Source organism: Streptomyces sp. NBC_00464, assembly GCF_036013915.1.
Classification (GTDB): Bacteria; Actinomycetota; Actinomycetes; order Streptomycetales; family Streptomycetaceae; genus Streptomyces.
In genome coordinates this window covers 6,131,861-6,150,886 of the sequence record NZ_CP107899.1, presented here as the reverse complement: position 1 = coordinate 6,150,886, position 19,026 = coordinate 6,131,861, and the positions used below count along the sequence as shown (strand labels likewise).

Below are 19,026 nucleotides of genomic sequence, written 5' to 3'. Positions count from 1 at the left end.
GCGTCAGCCCTTCACGGCGCCGGCGCTGAAGCCGGTGATCAGCCACTTCTGGATGAAGGCGAAGACGATCACCACGGGGACCGCGGCGATCACACCGCCCGCGGCGAGCGCGCCCAGGTCGACGCTGTCCGCGCCGATGAGGGTGTTCAGGCCGACCGGGATCGTCTGCTTGTCCTGCTCGCTGAGGAACATCAGGGCGAACAGGAAGTGGTTCCAGCTGTGCACGAAGGCGAAGGAGCCGACCGCGATGAGTCCCGGCCGCAGCAGCGGCAGCACCACCGCGCAGAAGGCCCGGAAGCGCGAGCAGCCGTCCACCCAGGCGGCCTCCTCCAGCGTGACGGGCACGTTCTTGATGAACCCGCTGATCAGGATGATGGAGAGCGGCAGCTGGAAGACCGTCTCGGCGATGACCACGCTCCCCAGGGAGTTGATCAGCTGGAGGTTCTTGAAGATCTCGAAGAGCGGTACGAGCATCAGCGCGCCCGGAATGAACTGCGAGCAGAGCAGCGCCAGCATGAAGGCGTTCTTGATCTTGAAGTTGAACCGGGCGAGCGCGTAGCCGCCGGCCAGCGCGACGAGTGTCGTACTGACCAGGGTGCAGACCCCGACGATCATGCTGTTCTGGAAGAAGAGGGCGAAGCTGCGCTCGTTCCAGACCTTGGAGAAGTGCTCCCCCGTCATCGGCCAGGGCACCAGCGAGGTGGAGCCCGAGGGGCGCACGGCGAACAGGAACATCCAGTAGAACGGGATGAGGGTGAAGACGAGGTAGATGCCGAGCGGGACGTAGATCTGCCAGCGCGGTACGTCATCGAAGGCGCGTTCGCGGCCGGGCTTGCCGCGCCGGTGGTCGGCGGGCGGGCGAGTGCCCTGTTCGGGCAGTCGCGCGGAGTCGGTGCCGTTCTTCTCGGCCAGTGCGGCAGTCACTTGTGGTCGCCTCCGAACTTGCTCAGGCGCAGATAGACGATCGAGCAGAAGAGGAGGATCACGAAGGCGACGGTGGTGAGCGCGGAGGCGTACCCGAAGTCGTGGCCCTCGATGCCGGTGTTGGCGACGTAGAGCGGCAGGGTGGTGGTCTCGCCGGCCGGTCCGCCACCGGTGAGGGTGTAGAGCAGGTCGACGTTGTTGAACTCCCAGACGCCGCGCAGCAGCGTGGACAGGATGATCGCGTCCCGCAGGTGGGGCAGGGTGATGTGGAAGAACTGGCGCATCCGCCCGGCGCCGTCGACGGACGCCGCCTCGTACAGCTCCTTGGAGACGGACTGCAGGTCGGCGAGGATGAGGATGGCGAAGAAGGGGACTCCGCGCCAGAGTTCGGCGACGGTCGCGGCCCAGAAGACGGTTCCGGTGTCGGAGAGCACGGAGGTCCCGTAGTCGCCGATCCCGGCGTCCGCGAGGTAGCGGCTGAACCCGGTCGAGGAGTTGTAGAGCAGGATCCAGATGGTGCTGGTCAGCACCCCGGAGACGGCCCACGGCGAGAAGACCATGGCGCGGGAGATGCCGCGGCCGATGAAGCTCTGGTTGACGATCAGGGCGAGCGCGAGCCCGAGGGTGAGCTGGAGCGCGACCTGGACGACCACCCACTGGGCGCTGAAGCCCAGCGTCGTCCAGAACTGGTCGTCGTCGGTGAAGATCCGGGTGAAGTTGTCGAAGCCCGCGAAGCCGTTCCGCCACGGCTTGGTGACGTTGTAGTTCTGCAGGCTGTAGTAGAAGACGCTGATCACCGGGTAGGCGATGAAGCCCAGCATCAGCAGCCCCGCGGGGGCGATCAGCAGATACGGCAGTCGGCGGGGGCTCGCGGAGCGGCGCCTGGGCACCTTGGGCGGTGTGGCCACAGCGGCGGCTTGGGCCATGACACGTCTCCGTTCTCTCTCAGGTACGGGTGCACGGTGGTGCTGGAAGGTACGGCGATGCGTGTAGTGCGCAAGCGCTTGCCGCATGACGTTCGATATGCCGAACGAGTCGGGGCGCCCGAATTCTGCTGGGCCGTTCAGCCGGCGTAGGGGTCGGGGACTTCTCCCGGCCGGGCCAGGAAGGCGAAGTCGCAGCCGGTGTCGGCCTGGGTGATCTGGTCGTGGTAGAGCGCTCCGTAGCCGCGCTCGTACCGGGTGGCCGGCGGCGTCCACGCGGCCCTGCGCCGCGTCAACTCCTCTTCCGGCACGTCGAGATGGAGCAGGCGCGCTTCGACGTCCAGGGTGATGGAGTCACCGGTGCGGACCAGCGCGAGAGGTCCGCCGACATAGGACTCGGGCGCGATGTGCAGCACGCAGGCCCCGTAACTCGTGCCGCTCATCCGGGCGTCGGAGATCCGCACCATGTCCCGTACACCCTGCTTCAGCAGATAGTCGGGGATCGGCAGCATGCCGTACTCGGGCATCCCCGGACCGCCCTTGGGTCCGGCATTGCGGAGCACCAGCACATGGTCCGGTGTGAGGGCCAGGGCCGGGTCGTTGATGGTGCGCTGCATCTCCTTGTAGTCGTCGAAGACGACCGCGGGACCGGTGTGACGCAGCAGATGCGGCTCGGCGGCGATGTGCTTGATGACCGCCCCGTCCGGGCAGAGGTTGCCGCGCAGCACCGCCACACCGCCCTCGTCGGCCAGCGGGTTGTCGCGTTCCCGGATGACGTCGCTGTTGTGCACGAGTGCGCCGTCGAGCTGTTCGCGCAGGGTGTCGTGCGCGACCGTGGGACGGTCCAGATGCAGTACGTCGGTCAGCCGGGCCAGGAACCCGGGCAGTCCGCCGGCGAAGTGGAAGTCCTCCATGAGGTATTTCCCGCCGGGCCGCAGGTTGGCCAGCACGGGCACGGTGCGGGCGATGCGGTCGAAGTCGTCGAGGGTGAGCTTGATGCCGGAGCGGCCCGCCATCGCGATCAGATGGATGACGGCGTTGGTGGAGCCGCCGAGCGCGAGGACGGTGGCGACGGCGTCCTCGTACGCATCCGCGGTGAGGATCGACGACAGCTTCCGCTGCTGCCACACCAGTTCGACGATCCGGAGGCCCGACTGCGCGGCCATCCGGTCGTGACCGGAGTCGACGGCCGGGATGGAGGAGGCGCCCGGGACGGTGACGCCGAGCGCCTCGGCGGCGGCGGTGAGGGTCGAGGCGGTACCCATCGTCATGCAGTGGCCGGGCGAGCGGGCGAGCCCGTTCTCCAGCTCGTCCATCTCGCAGTCGCCGATGAGTCCGGCCCGCTTGTCGTCCCAGTACTTCCACATGTCGGTACCGGAGCCGAGCACTTCGTTGCGCCAGTGCCCCGGCAGCATCGGCCCGGCCGGTACGAAGACGGCCGGCAGGTCGACGGAGGCCGCGCCCATCAGCAGCGCGGGGGTCGACTTGTCGCAGCCGCCCAGCAGCACCGCACCGTCGACGGGGTAGGAGCGCAGCAACTCCTCCGTCTCCATCGCCAGCATGTTGCGGTAGAGCATCGGGGTCGGCTTCTGGAACGTCTCCGAGAGGGTGGAGACCGGGAACTCCAGCGGGAAGCCGCCGGCCTGCCAGACCCCGCGCTTGACCGCCTGCGCGCGGTCGCGCAGATGGACGTGGCACGGATTGATGTCGGACCAGGTGTTGAGGATCGCGATCACCGGCTTACCGAGGTGCTCCTCGGGAAGGTAGCCGAGCTGGCGGGTGCGGGCACGGTGGCTGAAGGAACGCAGCCCGTCGGTGCCGTACCACTGGTGGCTGCGCAGCTCCTCGGGGGCGATGCGGCCGGTCATATGGACCACCCCGCGACCTGGTCGGCGACCTCGGCGCGCTGCGACTCGGGCAGCACCCGGCTGGGCGGGCGCACATCACGGCTGCACAGGCCGAGCGAGGCCAGGGCCTCCTTGACGACGGTCACGTTGTTGGCGGACTGCCGGTCGGCGCGCAGTTCCTCGAAGCGGCGGATCTGCTCCCAGACCTTCATGGCGGCCGGGTGGTCGCCGGCCCGCAGCGCCTCCAGCATCGCGATCGAGACACCGGGGGCGACGTTGACGAGGCCGGAGGTGAATCCGGTGGCGCCCGCGGAGAAGTAGGCGGGGGCGTACAGCTCGGCGAGGCCCGCGACCCAGACGAAGCGGTCCAGGCCCGCGTCCCGGGCGAACGCGGCGAAGCGTGCGGCATCCGGGACTGCGTACTTGACGCCGATGACGTTGGGGCAGCTGTCGGCGAGGACCGCCAGGCACTCCCCGTCGAGGTGCGGGTTGCGGATGTAGGGGACGACACCGAGTCCGGGGACGGCCTCGGCGATGGCCCGGTGGTAGTCGATCCAGCCGTCCTGCGAGACGTACGGGTGGACGGGCTGGTGCACCATCACCATCTCGGCGCCGGCATCGCGGGCGTGCTCGGCGGCGGCGACGGCGGTCGGCACGTCGTGCCCGACACCGACCAGGATGGTGGCGCGGCCGCCGGCCTCGTCGATGGTCAGCTCGGTGACGGTGCGCCGCTCCTCGGGAGTGAGCGCGTAGAACTCCCCGGTGTTGCCGTTCGGGGTGAGGATGCGTACGCCGCCGTCGAGCAGCCTGCGCAGCAGGGCGCGGTGCGCCGACGTGTCGATGGTCCCGTCCTCGGCGAACGGGGTGACCGGGATCGCCACGACATCTGCGAGGGCCGCCTTCAGCGGTGTGAGGTCCATGCGGACAGGCCTTTCGTCGGTGTGCTGCTGGTTCACGCCGCGTCACCCCCGTCTTCGTCGTCGGGGAACGCGCGGCGCACGAACGACGCGATGTGGTCGTGCAGAGCCCCGGCCGCCGCGTCGGCGTCGTCGGCGAGCGCGAGCCGCAGGATCTCCCGGTGCTCGGCCGCCTCCCGCTCCCACGACGGGATCGTCGACCAGGCGACCGTCGACACGAGCGCGGCCTGGTCGCGGACCTCGTCGAGCATCCGGGCCAGCAGCGGGTTGCCGCAGGGGAGGTAGAGCGCCCGGTGGAAGTCCCGGTTGGCGAGCGACCTGTCGGCCTTGTCGCCCGCCGAGTCGGCGCGCTCCAGGGCCTCCTGGGCCTCGTCGAGCGAGGCCTTGCGGGTGATGGAGCGCCGCAGCGCCTCCGGTTCGAGCAGCAGCCGCACGTCGTAGACCTCCCGGGCCATGGACGCGTCGACCAGCCGCACGGTGGCGCCCTTGTACTGGCTCATGACGACCAGGCCGGTACCGGCGAGAGTCTTCAGCGCCTCACGGACGGGGGTCTTGGACACCCCGAACTGTGCGGCGAGTTCGGTCTCGACGAGCGCCTGCCCTGGTCTCAGCTGCGCCGTGAGGATCGCGTGCTTGATCGCCTCCAGCACGTACTGGGTGCGGGACGGAATCGGGGTGGGCGCAAAGGTCATGAGTGAAGGGCTCTCGCATCTCGCGTATCGCGTCTCATATATGACGTACGAAGTACGACGCGATGAAGCTAGAGGCGCCACGAATGTTTCGTCAACGCTTCTGACAGAAGAACTTCACCGGACTACGACGTGTGCCCTACACCGATCCCGTCGGACGGGCCGCCCCGCCCGGCGGTCTACGGCATCCTCCCGATGCCCGGCAACAGCCTTACCGGCCAGCCTGATTGCCCAACAAAGGTGCAGGTCGGAGAGGTTCGGTGGGTGCGATGCCGGAGTCGGCGGCAGGGCGGGTACTGCGGGACCGGACGGCCGGGCTGTTCCTCGCGGCGGTCGTGGTGTCCGGTTTCGGCAGCTCCGCGATGTCACTGGCCGCCGGGATCTGGGTCAAGTCGCTGACGGGCTCGGACAGTCTGGCGGCGCTCGCCCTCTTCGCCGTCTGGCTTCCGGTGCTCTTCGGACCGCCCCTCGGAGCGGTGGCCGACCGGTTGCCCAGGAAGCCGCTGCTGGTCTGGTCGAACGTGGCCATGGCCCTGCTGCTGACCACACTGATCACGGTGGATTCGGCGGGGCGGATCTGGATCCTGTTCGCGGTGCTCCTGGTGTACGGGACCGCTCACGTCCTGATGGACGCGGCGGAGTCGGCCGTGGTCGCCCAGGCCGTGGACGCCCGCCTGCTGGGCGATTTCAACGGCTTGAGGATGATGGCGAACGAGGGCATGAAGCTGGTGGCCCCGCTGACCGGCGCGGCGCTCTACGCCCGCTTCGGCGGCGGCGCGGTGGCCCTGCTGGACGCGGCCTCCTTCGCTCTGGCGGCGGGGCTGTACGCGCTGCTGCGGGTACGGAGGCCTGCCCCGGCGGCGGTCGGCGGCCGCGGACGGCACTCCGGGATGCGGCAGGTGTGGGGGTCGCCGGTGCTGCGGCCGCTGGTGCTCGCCGGATCGGTCACGATGCTGTGCGCCGGGCTCAACGGGGCGACGCTGTACGCCGTCGTGGACGGGGTCCTCGGCCGCTCCCCCGCGTACGCGGGTGTGCTCTCCGTGGCGCAGGGCGTCGGGTCCGTCGCGATCGGGCTGCTGGCCGGACCGCTGCTGCGGCGGCTGCCGGAGCGGGTGTTCACGGCGGCGGGCATCGCGGTGTTCGCCCTGGCGGTCGGCGCGCGGGCGCTGCCGTACGACGCGGTGGCGCTGGTGGCGTGCGGCCTGATCGGGGCGGGCCTGCCGTGTGTGCTGATCGCCGCGATGACGGCGGTGCAGCGGGAGACCCCGGACGCGGTCCTGGGCCGGACGGCGGCGGCCGCGGGCACGCTGATGATGGCGCCCAACGCGGTGGCGCTGGCGCTCGGCGCGGGGCTGGTCGCGCTGATGGACGTACGGGTGCTGCTGCCGCTCGTGGCTGCGACGGGGCTGCTGACGGCGGCATGGCTGGTCGCGGGCCGGCGGGGGAAGGCACCCGCCGGCCCGCGGGTGTCAGCGGCCGAGGCGTGAGAGCGCCTCCGCGACTGCTTCGAGGTCCGGCCCCGACGCCAGCCCCGCGTGGTACAGGCGCAGTTGGTTCGCGCCGAGCGAGGCCGCATGGGCGGCGTCCCGCTCCAGCGTGCCCGGACTGCCGCCCATCCCCCGCACCACGGTGAGGTTGGCCGCGACCACACCTCCGCGGCCGGCGAACGGGCCGAGCACGGCCTCGCGCGCCGCGTCGCCGCCGGTGCAGGGCAGCACCACACCGTCCGCCACGGACAGGATGTGCGCCGGGTCGACGCCCACATTGGCTCCGGAGCGGTACGGCGCCGGGTCGGCGTGCAGCAGCACCTGGAAATCGGGCGAGGCCGCCGCCCGCACCGCGGCGACCACCGACTCCTGGAGCCCCCGCGCCACCTCGGTGCGCCACCGGAGCGTGGTGGCGGCGAGATCCGCGCCGAGCAGCTTCCCGACGCCGTCCCAGCCCGCTTCCGGGGCGCCTGAACCGGACCACACCGGCTCCAGCGCGCCCCGCACGGCGAGGCTCAGCTCCTCGGCGTCCAGCCCCTGCCCGCCGTATCCGGCCCGGCAGTCGGGGCAGAAGCACAGCGACATCAGGTACTGCGCCGCGTCGCCCAGGCCGACGCCCGCGATCTTGTCGTGGGCGTGCAGGTGCGCGAAGCCGTACCAGCCGCACGACTCCAGTTCGGTGCCGCCCGCCCCGCCCCGTACCGCCGCCTCCGCGGCCAGGTCCACCAGATACGCGCGGACCGCGGGCTGCGCGATGCAGGGGGCCCACGGGTAGCGGTCCCCGTAGGAGTTGACCACGGAGGTGTCCGGATGCTCGGCGCCCAGCCGGGAGTTGTGCGCGAGCACGACCCAGCTGTGCACATCGAGCCCGGCACCGGCCAGCGCCTCGGCGGCCTCCGCGTAGGCGTCGTCCGACTCCACCCAGGACTGCCCGTACGGGCGCAGCTCGCGCCCCGCCCACCGCCCGGCGTCCGGCGGGTAGAGCACCGCGGCGTGCTCGGCCGTGACGATGCGCCGGGCGGGATGGCGCGGGGTCAGCGCCCGCGTGGAGTGATAGGCGGCGGCAAGCGTCACCTGCTGGACGCCGAGGTCCGCGACGCGGGCGGCCGCGTCCGGATCCCCGACGATGTCCCACGGGTAGAGGAAGGCGGAGGTCTTCACCCGCGCTCCCCCGCGCCGCCGCGCTCCAGCAATGCGCGGCCGGCTCCGATGATCTCCGTCAGCTCCTTGATGTGCACGGCCGGCGGCTCGGTGAGCGGGGTGCGCACCTCCCCGACGTCCAGGCCCTGGAGACGGACGGCCGCCTTGACCAGCGAGACGGCGTAGCCGCGGCCCTTGGCGCGCAGTTCGACGAGCGGGCGGTAGAAGGTGTCGAGCAGCGCGTTGACAAGATCATCGTCACCCGATTCCAGGGCGCGGTAGAAGGCCAGCGCGATATCGGGCGCGAAGGCGAACACGGCAGACGAGTACAGCGTGACGCCGATGCCCCGGTAGGCGAGGCCGGTGAGCTCGGCTGTGGGCAGCCCGTTGAAGTACAGGAAGTCCTGGCCGGGCAGTCCGGTACGGACGGCGCTGACGATGCGCTGCATCAGGTCGAGGTCGCCGTAGCCGTCCTTGAGGCCGATGATGCCCGGCGTCTGCGCCAGCGCGACCACGGTCTCGGGGGTGAAGACGGCGTTGTCGCGCTGGTAGACGATCGTCTCCAGGCGGGTAGCTGCGGCGAGCGCCGTGTAGTGGGCCAGCAGCCCTTCCTGGTCGGCGACGACCAGATACGGCGGCATGGCGAGGAGGCCGTCCGCGCCGGCCTCCTCGGCGAGCTTCGCGAACTGGACCGCCAGGGCGGTGCCGTATCCGGCGCCGGCCACGACGGGCACCTCACCGGCGGTCTCCTCGACGGCCGCGGCGACGACGAGGCGGAACTCCTCGGGTGTCAGGGCGTGGAACTCCCCCGTACCGCAGCAGGCGAACACGGCCGCCGCACCGGCGTCCACGCCCTTGCGCACGTGCGCGCGGAATACATCGAGGTCGACGGAGCCGTCCGGCCCGTAGGCGGTGACGGGGAAGAAGAGCGGCCCGGCGACAGCGGTGAGTCGGGCGGCAAGTGGGGCTGAGGTCACGGGCGCTCCCTGAGCGGTTTCAGGCGTGCACAATTCTGATTGACGTCCATATTCATGAACGGCTCTTACGCTAAGGCAGCGGCTCGGCACGGGTCAAGGCGCGATGCCCCGGTCCGGGGTGCGGGGTTCCGTCCTCAATCGCCGGACGGGCTTGGGTGCGGGTCCCCCGCGGGGGTTCGCCGTTGCCCGGTGGGTGGGGGTCCGGGGCCCCTCCGGGGCGTCTCCTCGGACGACGAACGTTCCGCGGGTACGCGAACGACCCGGGTATCTGTTCGTCGTCCTGCGGGGACTCCCCTGCACGGCCCCGAACCCGGCCGCCCTGCGCCTGCGGCAGTCATCAGAGCCGGTGTTCAGACGCAGGGGCGGCCGGGTGGGGGCGTGCAGGGGAGTCCCCGCAGAAAATGGCGTACGACCCGGGTACCTGTTCGCCGTCGGGTGCACACGCCATTTTTGAGGAGTCTCCCCGGAGGGCCCCCACCCCCACCCACCGGGCAGAGGCGCCCCGCGGGGGACCCGCACCCAAGCCCGTCCGGCGATTGAGGACGGAACCCCCCCCCGACCCGGAAACGGGCAACCCTTGACGCAACCCCACACCGCTCCATAACTTGTCCACGCATGTGAATGCCGTCCATGGACCAGGCGAGCGCAGCCGCCCCCCGTACCGAGGAGATCCGTGATGTCCGCTCCCCGCACCGTCCTGCTCACCGGCGCCGCCGGCGGTCTCGGCACCCTGATGCGCGGACTGCTGCCCGCCCACGGTTACGAGCTCCGCCTGTTCGACATGTTCCCCATCGAGGGCGAGCCGGACGCGATCACCGCCGACCTCGGCGACAAGGAGGCACTGCGCGAAGCCGTGCGGGGCGTCGACGCGATCATCCACCTTGCGGGCATCTCCCTGGAAGCCTCCTTCGACAAGATCCTCAAGGCGAACATCGAGGGCACCTACAACCTGTACGAGGCCGCCCTCGCGGAGGGCGTACGCCGGATCGTCTTCGCGTCCTCCAACCACGCCGTCGGCTTCACCCCCCGGCCGCTCCCCGGCGACCCGCTGATCCCCATCGACACCCCGCGCCGCCCGGACACCTTCTACGGCCTGTCGAAGTCCTTCGGTGAAGACCTCGCCCAGCTGTACTGGGACCGGCACGGTCTGGAGACCGTCTCGGTGCGCATCGGCTCCTGCTTCCCCGAGCCGACGTCCGTACGGATGCTGTCCGTGTGGATGAGCCCCGCCGACGGCGCCCGGCTCTTCGACGCCGCGATCAGCGCCGAGAACGTGGGGCACACGGTCATCAACGGCTCCTCGGACAACACCCGCCTGTGGTGGGACCTGACGACGGCCCGGTCCCTCGGCTACGAACCGCAGGACGACTCGGAGGAGTACGCGGCGAAGCTCATCGCCGAGCAGGGCGAGCTCGACCCGGACAACCCGGACCACGCCCACCTCGGCGGCCACTTCTGCACCAACCCTCCGATCTGGCCGTACTGAGCGGAGCCGCCCGCACACGGGCGGTACTGCCGCCGTACGGGCGAAGCCGCCCGAAGGTAAGGGAACGGCAAAGCCGGGTCATTCGTTACCCCGTGCATGACCGCTATGACACCCGGCTCGAACATCCCCCTCTCCGCCGCCCGCGTGACGGTGGACGTCGCCGCACCCGTGCGGCTCGACGTGTCGGGCCTGCTGCTCACCGCCGACGGCAAGGTGCGCTCCGACGACGACTTCATCTTCTACAACCAGCCCGCGGGCCCGGGTGTGACCTACCGCTCCGGCGGTGGCAACGCCCCCGACGCGATCGTGGTGGACACCGCCGCGGTGCCGCCCGGCATCGAGAAGATCGTCGTCACGGCGAGCCCGGACGGAGCGGGTCAGACCTTCCAGGGCGTCGAGCCCACCGCCACCGTGCGCAACGCGGACGACGGCAGCGCGCTCGCCACGTTCACCCCGCCGCAGCTGGGCTCCGAGACCGCGCTCGTGGTCATCGAGATCTACCGGCGGGGCGGCGCATGGAAGGCCCGCGCGGTCGGCCAGGGCTATGCCAACGGGCTGGCGGGCATCGCCACCGACTTCGGTGTGTCCGTCGAGGAGCCCGCCGCCGCCCCCGCCCCGGTCGCACCCCCGGCCCCCGTCGCCCCGCCGGTGGACCCGCGGATCGCCGCTCCCCCGGTGGCGGCCGCACCGCCCGTCGCACCCCCGGCGCCTCCGGCGCCCCCCGCTCCCCCGGCCTCCGGCAAGATCAACCTCGACAAGGGCCGCGTCAATCTGCAGAAGAACCAGACGGTGTCGCTGGTCAAGGGCGGCCGCCCGCTGCTCTCCCAGGTCAAGATGGGCCTCGGCTGGGAGCCGGCGTTCCGCGGCAAGGACATCGACCTCGATGCCTCGGTGATCGCCTACGGCCCCAACCGCAACCACCTGGAAAGCTGCTACTTCGGCAAGCTCTCCATCCTGAACGGCGCCATCAAGCACTCGGGCGACAACCTCACGGGTGAGGGCGCCGGCGACGACGAGGTGATCGTCGTCGACCTGGGCCGGATCCCCCCGGAGGCGACCGGCCTGGTGTTCACGGTGAACTCGTTCACCGGCCAGAAGTTCACCGAGGTGGCCAAGGCCTACTGCCGGCTGATCGACGCGGCCACGGGCGAGGAGCTGGTCCGCTTCGATCTGACCGGCGCCGAGCCGCAGACCGGCGTGATGATGGCGAAGCTGATCAAGCAGTTCTCCGGCGAATGGGAAATGACCGCGATGGGTGACTTCGTGAAGTCACGCACCGTCCGCGGCATGGTCAAGCCCGCCGCCCAGTCCCTGTAGGGGCCGGGACGGAAACGTCTTCAGGGGCACCCGGCTGGCTGCGGGTGCCCCTGAAGGCGGTCGGCGAGAGAAATTCGGCGTACGCGGCGCGTGCTCGTCGCTTCTCTCAGAGCTTGGTCAGCTTGGAGTACGGGCTCAGGATCCTCCCCTGTCGCCCCGAGAAGTCGATGAGCACTGCGTCGTTGTCGCCCTCGACAGCAAGGACTCGGCCGAGTCCGAACTGGTCATGCGACACCCTGTCGCCCACATCGAACAATTCGACCGGTGGGGCCGCCTGGGCCGGGCGGTTGAAGGGACTGGATGGCAGGTGACGCCGGGATCCGGCTGACTGTTTCATTACCTTGAGTATGCGCCCTGAAAACGCCCGACGCCATGCCCGACCGCTCCTGGGGCCGCACTGATGCCGGATTCGTAATCAGCGGTTCCGGGACCGCGCGCCGCCCGTTCCCGCTTCCGGCATGGGCCTCGTGGGTGTCGCGCACCCCTCGGAGCCGTCGGCGGTGTGGCGGTTATCGCTTTCCCGCGGGGCGTGGCCCGCCGGGTTCCCGGCGCCTGTGGACGCCGGACCGGCCCGGTCCGGAGCGGGGGTCGCCACCGCGTCGGACCGGGCCGGATCACTGCCGGGGGCTACTGCTCCCGGCGCGGCTGGCGCTTCCACGGGCCGGTGATGGCCAGCATGATGCCGGGCGTCTGGATGTTGGCGAAGAGCGTCTTGCCGTCGGGCGAGAAGGTCACACCGGTGAACTCGCTGTACTCCGGCTCGGCCTCCGTGCCGGCGTTCAGCTCGTTGCGCGCGATGGGGTAGGTGCGGCCGCTCTCGGTGGCCCCGAAGAGGTGCTGGATGCCCTCGCCGTCCTCGGAGATGACCAGGCCGCCGTAGGGCGAGACGGTGATGTTGTCCGGACCGTCGAAGGCGCCGTCCTTGGCGGGATCGGCGTTGACGCCGAGGAGCACCTTCAGCGTCAGCGTGCGGCGCTTCGGGTCGTAGAACCAGACCTGGCCGTCGTGCTGGACGGGGCTCTCGTCGCGGGCGAACGAGGAGACGATGTAGGCGCCACCGTCGCCCCACCACATGCCTTCGAGCTTGCGGGCGCGGGTGACGTCCTTGTCACCGAACTGCTTGCGCACGGAGACGGTCTTGGCGTCGCGGTCGGGCACGTCGACCCAGTCCACGCCGTACACGGTGCCGATCTTCGTGGCACGCGAGAGGTCGTCGACGAACTTGCCGCTCTTGTCGAAGCACTTCGTGGCCTGCAGGACGCCGGCGTCGTCGGCGAGCGTGCGGAGCTTGCCGCGGCCGTGCTTGAAGCCGCGCGGCGGGACCCAGCGGTAGAGCAGTCCGTTGGGGCCGGACGCGTCCTCGGTGAGGTAGGCGTGGCCCTGCTTGGGATCGATGACGACGGCCTCGTGGGCGTAGCGCCCGAACGCCTTGACCGGGCGCGGGTCGCGGTTGGCGCGCCGGTCGGACGGGTCGACCTCGAAGACGTATCCGTGGTCCTTGAGCAGGCCGTTCTTGCCGGCCTTGTCCTCGGTTTCCTCGCAGGTCAGCCAGGTGCCCCACGGGGTGGAGCCGCCGGCGCAGTTGGTGGAGGTGCCGGCGATGCCGACCCACTCGGCGGTGCGGCCGTCGCGGCGGGTCTCCACGACGGTGCAGCCGCCGGCCGCGACCGCGTCGTAGACCAGGCCGTCGGTGAGCGGAACGGGGTGCTCCCAGCCGGCGCGGGTGCCGCTCAGCTCGTGGTTGTTCACCAGCAGGGTCACGCCGCGCGCGCCCTCGAAGGCGGCCGTGCCGTCGTGGTTGGAGGGGGTGTACTCGCCGGTCTCCAGCTTGGTGACGCCACTGTGGGTGATGACCTTGTACGAGAAGCCGGCGGGCAGCGCGAGTATGCCCTTCGGGTCGGGGAGCAGCGGCCCGTAGCCGGGCTCGTGGCTGTGCCCGTGCCCGTGTCCGTGTCCGTCGTGGTCGTGACCGTGGCCGTGGTCGTCGTGGCCGTGCTTGGAGTCCCCGGCGGCGAGGGCGCCGGGTGCGGTGGCCAGCGCGGCGACGGTTCCGGTGAGGGCGATGCCGGCACCGGTGAGGGCGGACTGTCTGGTGAATTCCCTGCGCGTGAAGGCCATCACGTACTCCTGGTGCAGCTGGGGCGGGTTGTTGGTGCGCTCACCGTCCCGCCCCTGTGCCAACATCAGTTGAACTGAGGACGACTTCGAGGGAATCCCTTCCGTGAACATCCTCGGTGGCGGTGGGCCGGACCCGCCGGCCGGCCCGCCGCCCCGTCAGGCGCCCGAGCCACTCCGGGAGCGGGCCTTGAAGGCGGCCTTGCGGGCGGCCTTCGCCTGCTTCTTGTCGCTGTGCAGCCGCCCCATCGCCTCCAGGACGTCCGCCGTCGCCGGGTGGTCCACCCGCCACGCCTCGTCGAAGAAGCCGCTGTGCTGGCCGGACAGCCCCTCGACCAGGCCCTGGAGCTCGTCCAGGTCTCCGTCCGCCTCCAGCTGCGCCGCGATCGTGTCGATGGCGAGCCAGAAGATCATCGCCTCCGAGGGCGCCGGCACATCGGCGGCGCCCCGCTCGGCGAGCCAGACCCGGGCGAGTCCGCCCAGCTCGGGGTCGCCCAGCACCGAGCGCACCGCGGGTTCGGCCTCCGCGCCGACCAGGGCGAGCGCCTGCTGGCAGTGCAGCCGGCGCAGCGGTGCCTGCGGGTCCTCGCCGCGTGCGGCGTCCAGGAGTTCGCCGGCCGCCCCGTCGGCGCCGTGGCGCGCGAGCCACAGCTCGATCTCGCTGCGGGCCGCCGCCTCGGGGTAGTACGCGATGCCGCCGAGCAGCACGTCGGCGCCCTTGTCCGCCAGATCGCCGATGGCCGGGGCGTCCACACCGGCGTCCAGCATCCGGGCCCGGATGCCGTAGAGGCCGAGAGGGGTCAGCTTCACCATGCCGTACCGGGTGACGTCGTCGTCGTCGGCGGGCGGCACGGCCTCCTCGCCCTCCTCGGCCAGCAACGCCTCGTCCACCGGGTGGTATTCGACGATGCCGATGGGTTCGAGGACCCGGAACTGGTCGTCGAGACGCATCATCGCGTCGGACACCTGTTCAAGGATGTCGTCGGTGGGCTCGCCCATGTCGTCGGGGACGATCATCGAGGCGGCGAGCGCCGGCAGTGGTACGGGCTCGTCGCCCGCGCCCTCGCCGACCGTGAGCAGATAGAGGTTACCGAGCACCCCGTCGAGGAATTCGGCCTCGGTCTCCGGGTCCCAGTCCAGCGCGTCGAAGTCGACCGACCCGTCCTCACGGACGAGGTCGGCGAAGTCGTCGAAGACCGGGGCGGTGGCGTCGGCGTGGGCGGCCTCCAGGCCGTCGAGCCAGATCGCCAGCACGTCCTGCGGTGAACCGCCGGTCAGCAGTGCCAGGTTCTCGCCCGCGGTGACGGTTCCCTCCGCGTCGTCCTCGTCGGGAGCCGCGTCCGCGTCCGTCTCCGGGTCCTCGAACTCGACCAGGCCGGTGTCGACCGCGAGCCGCCAGGCCTCGCTGGCCTCCGCCGCACCGTCCTCGTCCGCGACAAGGCCCAGGTGCTCGGCCGCCGCGGGCAGCTGCGCGTCGACGAGCTCGCCACCGGCGCCGACCCGCGTGTCCGGCCCTGACCAGCGGGCGAGCCGGACGGCGCGGGCGAGCAGCGGCGCGGCAAGCGCGTCCCGTGCCAGCTCCGCCTCGGTGTGCAGCCGTACCGGCGGCAGGGTGGGGCGCTCTGCGGACATCAGGGGGTTCTCCTCGAAAACGTGCGGGCGTACACGTTGCCGGGGCCACGGCTCCGGGCGCGTACGGGGTCAGGCGTCCCAAGCCTAGACGCATTTCACCCGGTGCCGCCCGGAGCTCGGAACAGAAGGCGGAACCGATGGAGGCGGGTCACCGTGAGGACCGGACAACTGATCTCCGTACACGAGGGATTGCCGCCCCAGAAGCCCCGTCACCCGCCCGCGCCCGGCCGCAGGCTGAGTGCGGGGGTGTAGCGGCGCACGCCACCGCCGGTGACGCCCGGGTAACTCTGCACCCGTTCCCACTGCGGCGTCCGCGACCCGATGCCGTCCCCGGGCGCGGCCAGTGCCTCGATGTGGGCCTGTGCGCTCACCCACTCCGCGTAGTTGAGGACCCGGGTCCCGTCGGTGCTGACGTGGAAGTGACCGGCGAGGCCGCCGGTTGCGGGGGCCGGGTCCGTCCCCAGCGCCTCGAACACGCCGTCCACCCAGTCGCGTTGGCGGGCCTTGTCTGCCCCGCCGAACTCGACGTCGACCACCACGACGCAGCCGGGCTCCCGGCCGCCGGGCGACGTGGAGCGGTAGAGCTCGTAGGTGTGCGGCCCGAGGCGGTCGATGCCGGGCACGGCCGCGTCGATCTCGGCGTTGCGCTCGTCCCGGCCGTCCCGGACGAAGTCCTGGTAGCTCTCCTCATCGGTCCACTGCGAGTAGTGGAGGAGCGTCCCGGCGTCCTCTCCCGTGTACACGCTGTACGAGAGCAGTCCCGGGTGCGGCCAGCGTCTGGCCCCCCATGCGGAGCGGATGGCCTCGACGGCCCGACGCCGGCGCTCCGGCGTGCCTGCGTCCCAGGTGCTGACCTTGACGAGCCCCGCATCCGCTCGGGTGACATCGGGCCGGGACACGAACTCCACTGTCATGGCTGCTCCCCTCACCGGCGCACCCTTGCGGTGCGTCCGTGACAGCCACCCTGATACGTCAACCACGCTTGAGGTCAACCGCGGCCCGCGTCCCTCTCACTACGCTGACGAATCGGACAACGAACGGAGTACCGCATGACGCTGCGGGTCGAGGAGATCACGCGCGAACAGCATCTGGCTTTCGTCGCAGGCCGGGACGCCGCCAGTCATATGCAGGTCCCCTCGTGGGGCGAGGTGAAGCCCGACTGGCGCGCGGAGAGCATCGGCTGGTTCGGTGACGACGGGCGGATCGTCGGTGCCGGGCTGGTGCTGTACCGCCCGGTCCCCCGGCTGAAGCGGTATCTGGCCTATCTGCCGGAGGGCCCGGTCATCCCGTGGCACGAGGGCGAGCTGCGCCCCTGGCTGGATCCGCTGGTGGCCCATGCCAAGGCCCGGGGCGCGTTCACGGTACGGATGGGCCCGCCCGTGGTCGCCCGCCGCTGGGAGGCTCCGACGGTCAAGGACGCCATCGCGGACCCGGCCGCGGGGCGGCTGCGCGACGTCGAGGCGGATGTGACCGAGCCCCGGGCCGCCGAGGTCGTGGAGCAGCTGCGCCGGCTGGGCTGGCAGCAGGGCGCGGACGGCGACGCGGACGGCTTCAGCGCCGGGCAGCCCCGGTACGTGTTCCAGGTGCCGTTCGCCGGACGGTCGCTGGAGGAGATCCGCGGCGGGCTGAACCAGCAGTGGCGGCGCAACATCAAGAAGGCGGAGAAGGCGGGCGTGAAGGTCGTCGAGGGCGGCCTCGACGACCTTCCGGTCTTCTACGAGCTGTACCGCGAGACCGCCGAGCGGGATCGCTTCATCCCCCGGCCGCTCGCGTACTTCGAGCGGATGTGGACCGCGCTGCGGGCCGAGGACCCGGACCGGATGCGGCTCTATCTCGCCCACCACGACGGGGAGGTGCTCTCCGCGGCGACGATGCTGACCGTCGGCACCCACGTCTGGTACTCGTACGGTGCGTCCACGAGCCGCCGGCGCGAGGTACAGCCCAACAACGCGATCCAGTGGCGGATGATGAGCGACGCGCACGAGCGGGGCGCCGCCGTCTACGACCTGCGCGGCATCACCGACACCCTCGACGAGGGCAACCACCTGCTGGGCCTGCTGCGGTTCAAGGCGGGCACCGGGGGGCGGGCCGCCGAGTACATCGGCGAGTGGGACTACCCGGTCGGCAAGCTGCTGCACAAGGCGTTCGGGCTGTACATGGCCCGGCGCTGAGCACGGCGCGCCCGGGACGGGCGTTGCGGGCCCCCGGTTGCGGGGCAGGCTGTCGGGATGACCGTCTCCGTGGCGCATCTCAGCGATCCGCATCTCACCACCGGCGCGTTGGCCGCCGAACCGGCTGCCGGTCTCGACCGGGCGCTGCGCCGGGTGCTCGCGCTCGACCCGCTGCCCGACTGTGTGGTGATCACCGGCGATCTCGCCGACCGGGGCACGCCCGCGGAGTACGCCCTGCTGCGTGAGGTGATCGGGCGGTTTCCGCTGCCCCTGCACCTGGTGACCGGGAATCATGACGATCCGGCGGCGCTGCTGGACGCGTTCGGCGGCACGGCGTTCATGGGCGGGGGCAAGGAGGCGTACTACGCCGTGGACCACCCGGCGCTCACGGTGGCCGTCCTGGACTCGGCGGTGTCCGGCTCCCCCGGAGGGCTGCTGGGGGCGGAGCAGCTGGAGTGGCTGGACGGCGTACTCTCCCGCAGGCCCGGAGTTCCGGCCCTCGTGTGTCTGCATCATCCGCCGGTGCCGGTCGGGATCCCCTTCCTGGACGGGATGCGGCTGGCGGACGGCGATGCGCTGGCCGAGGTGGTCGCGGCCCACCCGAACGTCGTCCGGGTCCTGGCCGGCCATCTCCACCGTCCGGTCACCGCCGCCTTCGCGGGCAGCGTGCTGGCCGTGGCGCCCAGCACCTTTCGGCAGAGCGGCCTGGCGCTGCGGGACACGGTGCCCGGCTATCTGCCGGAGCCGACGTCGTTCCTGTTGCATCTGCTCGCGGGCGATGCCTGGGTCACCCATACCGTGCCGGTCAGCCATGCGGCCGGAGCCCTGGCCGGGTACTGACGCGCGCCGGCCCGTGCCAGAATCCGGGCGTGATGCTGCGTACCGCCACCCGCCAGGACCTGCCCGCCGTGCTCGCTCTCCTCGCCGACGAGGAGAAGGTCGTCGACCCCGCCTCGGTCGTCGTCGACGCGGCCTACGAGAAGGCGTTCGCCGATATCGCGGGAGATCCGCGCAACGAGATCCTGGTACTGGTGGACGGCGACACGGTGGTGGGGTGCCTCCAGGCGACGTACATCCCCGGGCTCGGCAGGCACGGTGCCGAGCGGGCGCTGATCGAGGCCGTGCGGATCAGGCCCGACCTGCGCGGCGGCGGGCTCGGGCGGGAGCTGATGGAGCGGACCGTCGAGCGGGCGAGGCGGCGGGGGTGTGCGCTGGTGCAGCTGACGAGCGGCAAGCGCCGGGCGGATGCGCACCGCTTCTACACCTCGCTGGGCTTCGCCGCGAGCCACGAGGGCTTCAAGCTCGCTCTCTGACCGGTCTGCGGCGGCCGCCCGGGGCCCGGGGGCTCGCCGACCCTCCCACAGTTGAGTACTGCTTCACCTTCACCCGAAGAAGAACTAA

17 protein-coding genes are annotated in these 19,026 nt (G+C 71.2%); 6 read left to right on the top strand and 11 right to left on the bottom strand.

What is annotated here, in order from left to right:
* Positions 1 to 3: 3 nt before the first annotated feature.
* The 5 genes from OG912_RS27670 to OG912_RS27650 all read right to left on the bottom strand — a co-directional run bounded on the left by OG912_RS27670 (position 4) and on the right by OG912_RS27650 (position 5,303).
* Positions 4 to 924, bottom strand: a complete 921-nt coding sequence (locus tag OG912_RS27670) for a carbohydrate ABC transporter permease (protein WP_443061028.1) — start codon at positions 922 to 924, stop codon at positions 4 to 6.
* Positions 921 to 1,850: a carbohydrate ABC transporter permease gene (locus tag OG912_RS27665; protein ID WP_326735514.1), complete on the bottom strand. Its 930-nt coding sequence runs from the start codon at positions 1,848 to 1,850 to the stop codon at positions 921 to 923. Before OG912_RS27665 ends, OG912_RS27670 begins: the two co-directional genes overlap by 4 nt.
* A gap of 137 nt (positions 1,851 to 1,987) precedes the next feature.
* Positions 1,988 to 3,715, bottom strand: coding sequence for an L-arabinonate dehydratase (gene araD / locus OG912_RS27660; RefSeq protein WP_327711709.1), 1,728 nt, complete (start codon positions 3,713 to 3,715; stop codon positions 1,988 to 1,990).
* A complete protein-coding gene (locus OG912_RS27655) occupies positions 3,712 to 4,614 on the bottom strand; it encodes a dihydrodipicolinate synthase family protein (RefSeq protein ID WP_326740554.1) in 903 nt (300 codons plus the stop codon). The genes araD and OG912_RS27655 overlap by 4 nt, the downstream gene beginning before the upstream one ends.
* Before the next feature lie 32 nt (positions 4,615 to 4,646).
* Entirely contained in the window at positions 4,647 to 5,303 is a 657-nt protein-coding gene (locus OG912_RS27650) for a GntR family transcriptional regulator (protein ID WP_327711708.1), read from the bottom strand.
* Positions 5,304 to 5,569: 266 nt separating this feature from the next.
* Between OG912_RS27650 and OG912_RS27645 the strand changes: the two genes are divergently transcribed.
* Positions 5,570 to 6,787: an MFS transporter gene (locus OG912_RS27645; protein ID WP_327713562.1), complete on the top strand. Its 1,218-nt coding sequence runs from the start codon at positions 5,570 to 5,572 to the stop codon at positions 6,785 to 6,787.
* On the opposite strand, the gene OG912_RS27640 is transcribed toward OG912_RS27645, so the two are convergent.
* Together OG912_RS27640 and OG912_RS27635 are read right to left on the bottom strand one after the other, a co-directional pair.
* On the bottom strand, positions 6,770 to 7,948 hold the full coding sequence (locus tag OG912_RS27640) for a hypothetical protein (protein ID WP_327711707.1): 1,179 nt from the start codon (positions 7,946 to 7,948) through the stop codon (positions 6,770 to 6,772). The two genes, OG912_RS27645 and OG912_RS27640, sit on opposite strands and share 18 nt — an antisense overlap.
* On the bottom strand, positions 7,945 to 8,904 hold the full coding sequence (locus OG912_RS27635; protein WP_327711706.1) for a 5-dehydro-4-deoxyglucarate dehydratase: 960 nt from the start codon (positions 8,902 to 8,904) through the stop codon (positions 7,945 to 7,947). The genes OG912_RS27640 and OG912_RS27635 overlap by 4 nt, the downstream gene beginning before the upstream one ends.
* Positions 8,905 to 9,580: 676 nt before the next feature.
* On the opposite strand from OG912_RS27635, the gene OG912_RS27630 reads away from it, so the two are divergent.
* The gene (locus tag OG912_RS27630) at positions 9,581 to 10,390 is read left to right on the top strand and encodes an NAD-dependent epimerase/dehydratase family protein (protein ID WP_326735519.1); all 810 of its coding nucleotides are present in this window, start codon (positions 9,581 to 9,583) and stop codon (positions 10,388 to 10,390) included.
* 96 nt (positions 10,391 to 10,486) lie between these two features.
* Complete coding sequence (locus OG912_RS27625) at positions 10,487 to 11,707, top strand: TerD family protein (RefSeq protein WP_327711704.1); 1,221 nt, start codon at positions 10,487 to 10,489, stop codon at positions 11,705 to 11,707.
* A gap of 106 nt (positions 11,708 to 11,813) precedes the next feature.
* Here OG912_RS27625 and OG912_RS27620 read toward each other — a convergent pair whose 3' ends face one another.
* The 4 genes from OG912_RS27620 to OG912_RS27605 all read right to left on the bottom strand — a co-directional run bounded on the left by OG912_RS27620 (position 11,814) and on the right by OG912_RS27605 (position 16,368).
* Positions 11,814 to 12,044 carry a hypothetical protein gene (locus tag OG912_RS27620; protein WP_037711258.1) on the bottom strand — a complete coding sequence of 77 codons (231 nt, stop codon included), beginning with the start codon at positions 12,042 to 12,044 and terminating at the stop codon, positions 11,814 to 11,816.
* Between the two features lie 290 nt (positions 12,045 to 12,334).
* On the bottom strand, positions 12,335 to 13,825 hold the full coding sequence (locus OG912_RS27615) for an alkaline phosphatase PhoX (protein WP_327713561.1): 1,491 nt from the start codon (positions 13,823 to 13,825) through the stop codon (positions 12,335 to 12,337).
* Positions 13,826 to 13,981: 156 nt separating this feature from the next.
* The gene (locus tag OG912_RS27610; RefSeq protein WP_327711703.1) at positions 13,982 to 15,454 is read right to left on the bottom strand and encodes a hypothetical protein; all 1,473 of its coding nucleotides are present in this window, start codon (positions 15,452 to 15,454) and stop codon (positions 13,982 to 13,984) included.
* 209 nt (positions 15,455 to 15,663) lie between these two features.
* Complete coding sequence (locus OG912_RS27605) at positions 15,664 to 16,368, bottom strand: antibiotic biosynthesis monooxygenase (protein ID WP_327711702.1); 705 nt, start codon at positions 16,366 to 16,368, stop codon at positions 15,664 to 15,666.
* A 135-nt stretch (positions 16,369 to 16,503) separates the two neighbouring features.
* Between OG912_RS27605 and OG912_RS27600 the strand changes: the two genes are divergently transcribed.
* Genes OG912_RS27600 through OG912_RS27590 form a run of 3 tightly spaced genes read left to right on the top strand, consistent with a single transcriptional unit; the run spans position 16,504 to position 18,938 of the window.
* Positions 16,504 to 17,625: a lipid II:glycine glycyltransferase FemX gene (locus tag OG912_RS27600; RefSeq protein WP_326735524.1), complete on the top strand. Its 1,122-nt coding sequence runs from the start codon at positions 16,504 to 16,506 to the stop codon at positions 17,623 to 17,625.
* Positions 17,626 to 17,682: 57 nt separating this feature from the next.
* The gene (locus OG912_RS27595) at positions 17,683 to 18,465 is read left to right on the top strand and encodes a phosphodiesterase (RefSeq protein ID WP_327711701.1); all 783 of its coding nucleotides are present in this window, start codon (positions 17,683 to 17,685) and stop codon (positions 18,463 to 18,465) included.
* A gap of 32 nt (positions 18,466 to 18,497) precedes the next feature.
* A complete protein-coding gene (locus OG912_RS27590) occupies positions 18,498 to 18,938 on the top strand; it encodes a GNAT family N-acetyltransferase (RefSeq protein WP_443061107.1) in 441 nt (146 codons plus the stop codon).
* The last annotated feature ends 88 nt before the right edge of the window (positions 18,939 to 19,026 follow it).

Bases quoted from the DNA above. Each gene is read 5' to 3' on its own strand.
- OG912_RS27665 (WP_326735514.1), bottom strand. From the start codon at position 1,850: ATGGCCCAAGCCGCCGCTGTGGCCACACCGCCCAAGGTGCCCAGGCGC.
- araD (WP_327711709.1), bottom strand. From the start codon at position 3,715: ATGACCGGCCGCATCGCCCCCGAGGAGCTGCGCAGCCACCAGTGGTAC.
- OG912_RS27655 (WP_326740554.1), bottom strand. From the start codon at position 4,614: ATGGACCTCACACCGCTGAAGGCGGCCCTCGCAGATGTCGTGGCGATC.
- OG912_RS27650 (WP_327711708.1), bottom strand. From the start codon at position 5,303: ATGACCTTTGCGCCCACCCCGATTCCGTCCCGCACCCAGTACGTGCTG.
- OG912_RS27645 (WP_327713562.1), top strand. From the start codon at position 5,570: ATGCCGGAGTCGGCGGCAGGGCGGGTACTGCGGGACCGGACGGCCGGG.
- OG912_RS27630 (WP_326735519.1), top strand. From the start codon at position 9,581: ATGTCCGCTCCCCGCACCGTCCTGCTCACCGGCGCCGCCGGCGGTCTC.
- OG912_RS27625 (WP_327711704.1), top strand. From the start codon at position 10,487: ATGACCGCTATGACACCCGGCTCGAACATCCCCCTCTCCGCCGCCCGC.
- OG912_RS27620 (WP_037711258.1), bottom strand. From the start codon at position 12,044: ATGAAACAGTCAGCCGGATCCCGGCGTCACCTGCCATCCAGTCCCTTC.
- OG912_RS27615 (WP_327713561.1), bottom strand. From the start codon at position 13,825: ATGGCCTTCACGCGCAGGGAATTCACCAGACAGTCCGCCCTCACCGGT.
- OG912_RS27610 (WP_327711703.1), bottom strand. From the start codon at position 15,454: ATGTCCGCAGAGCGCCCCACCCTGCCGCCGGTACGGCTGCACACCGAG.
- OG912_RS27605 (WP_327711702.1), bottom strand. From the start codon at position 16,368: ATGACAGTGGAGTTCGTGTCCCGGCCCGATGTCACCCGAGCGGATGCG.
- OG912_RS27600 (WP_326735524.1), top strand. From the start codon at position 16,504: ATGACGCTGCGGGTCGAGGAGATCACGCGCGAACAGCATCTGGCTTTC.
- OG912_RS27595 (WP_327711701.1), top strand. From the start codon at position 17,683: ATGACCGTCTCCGTGGCGCATCTCAGCGATCCGCATCTCACCACCGGC.
- OG912_RS27590 (WP_443061107.1), top strand. From the start codon at position 18,498: ATGCTGCGTACCGCCACCCGCCAGGACCTGCCCGCCGTGCTCGCTCTC.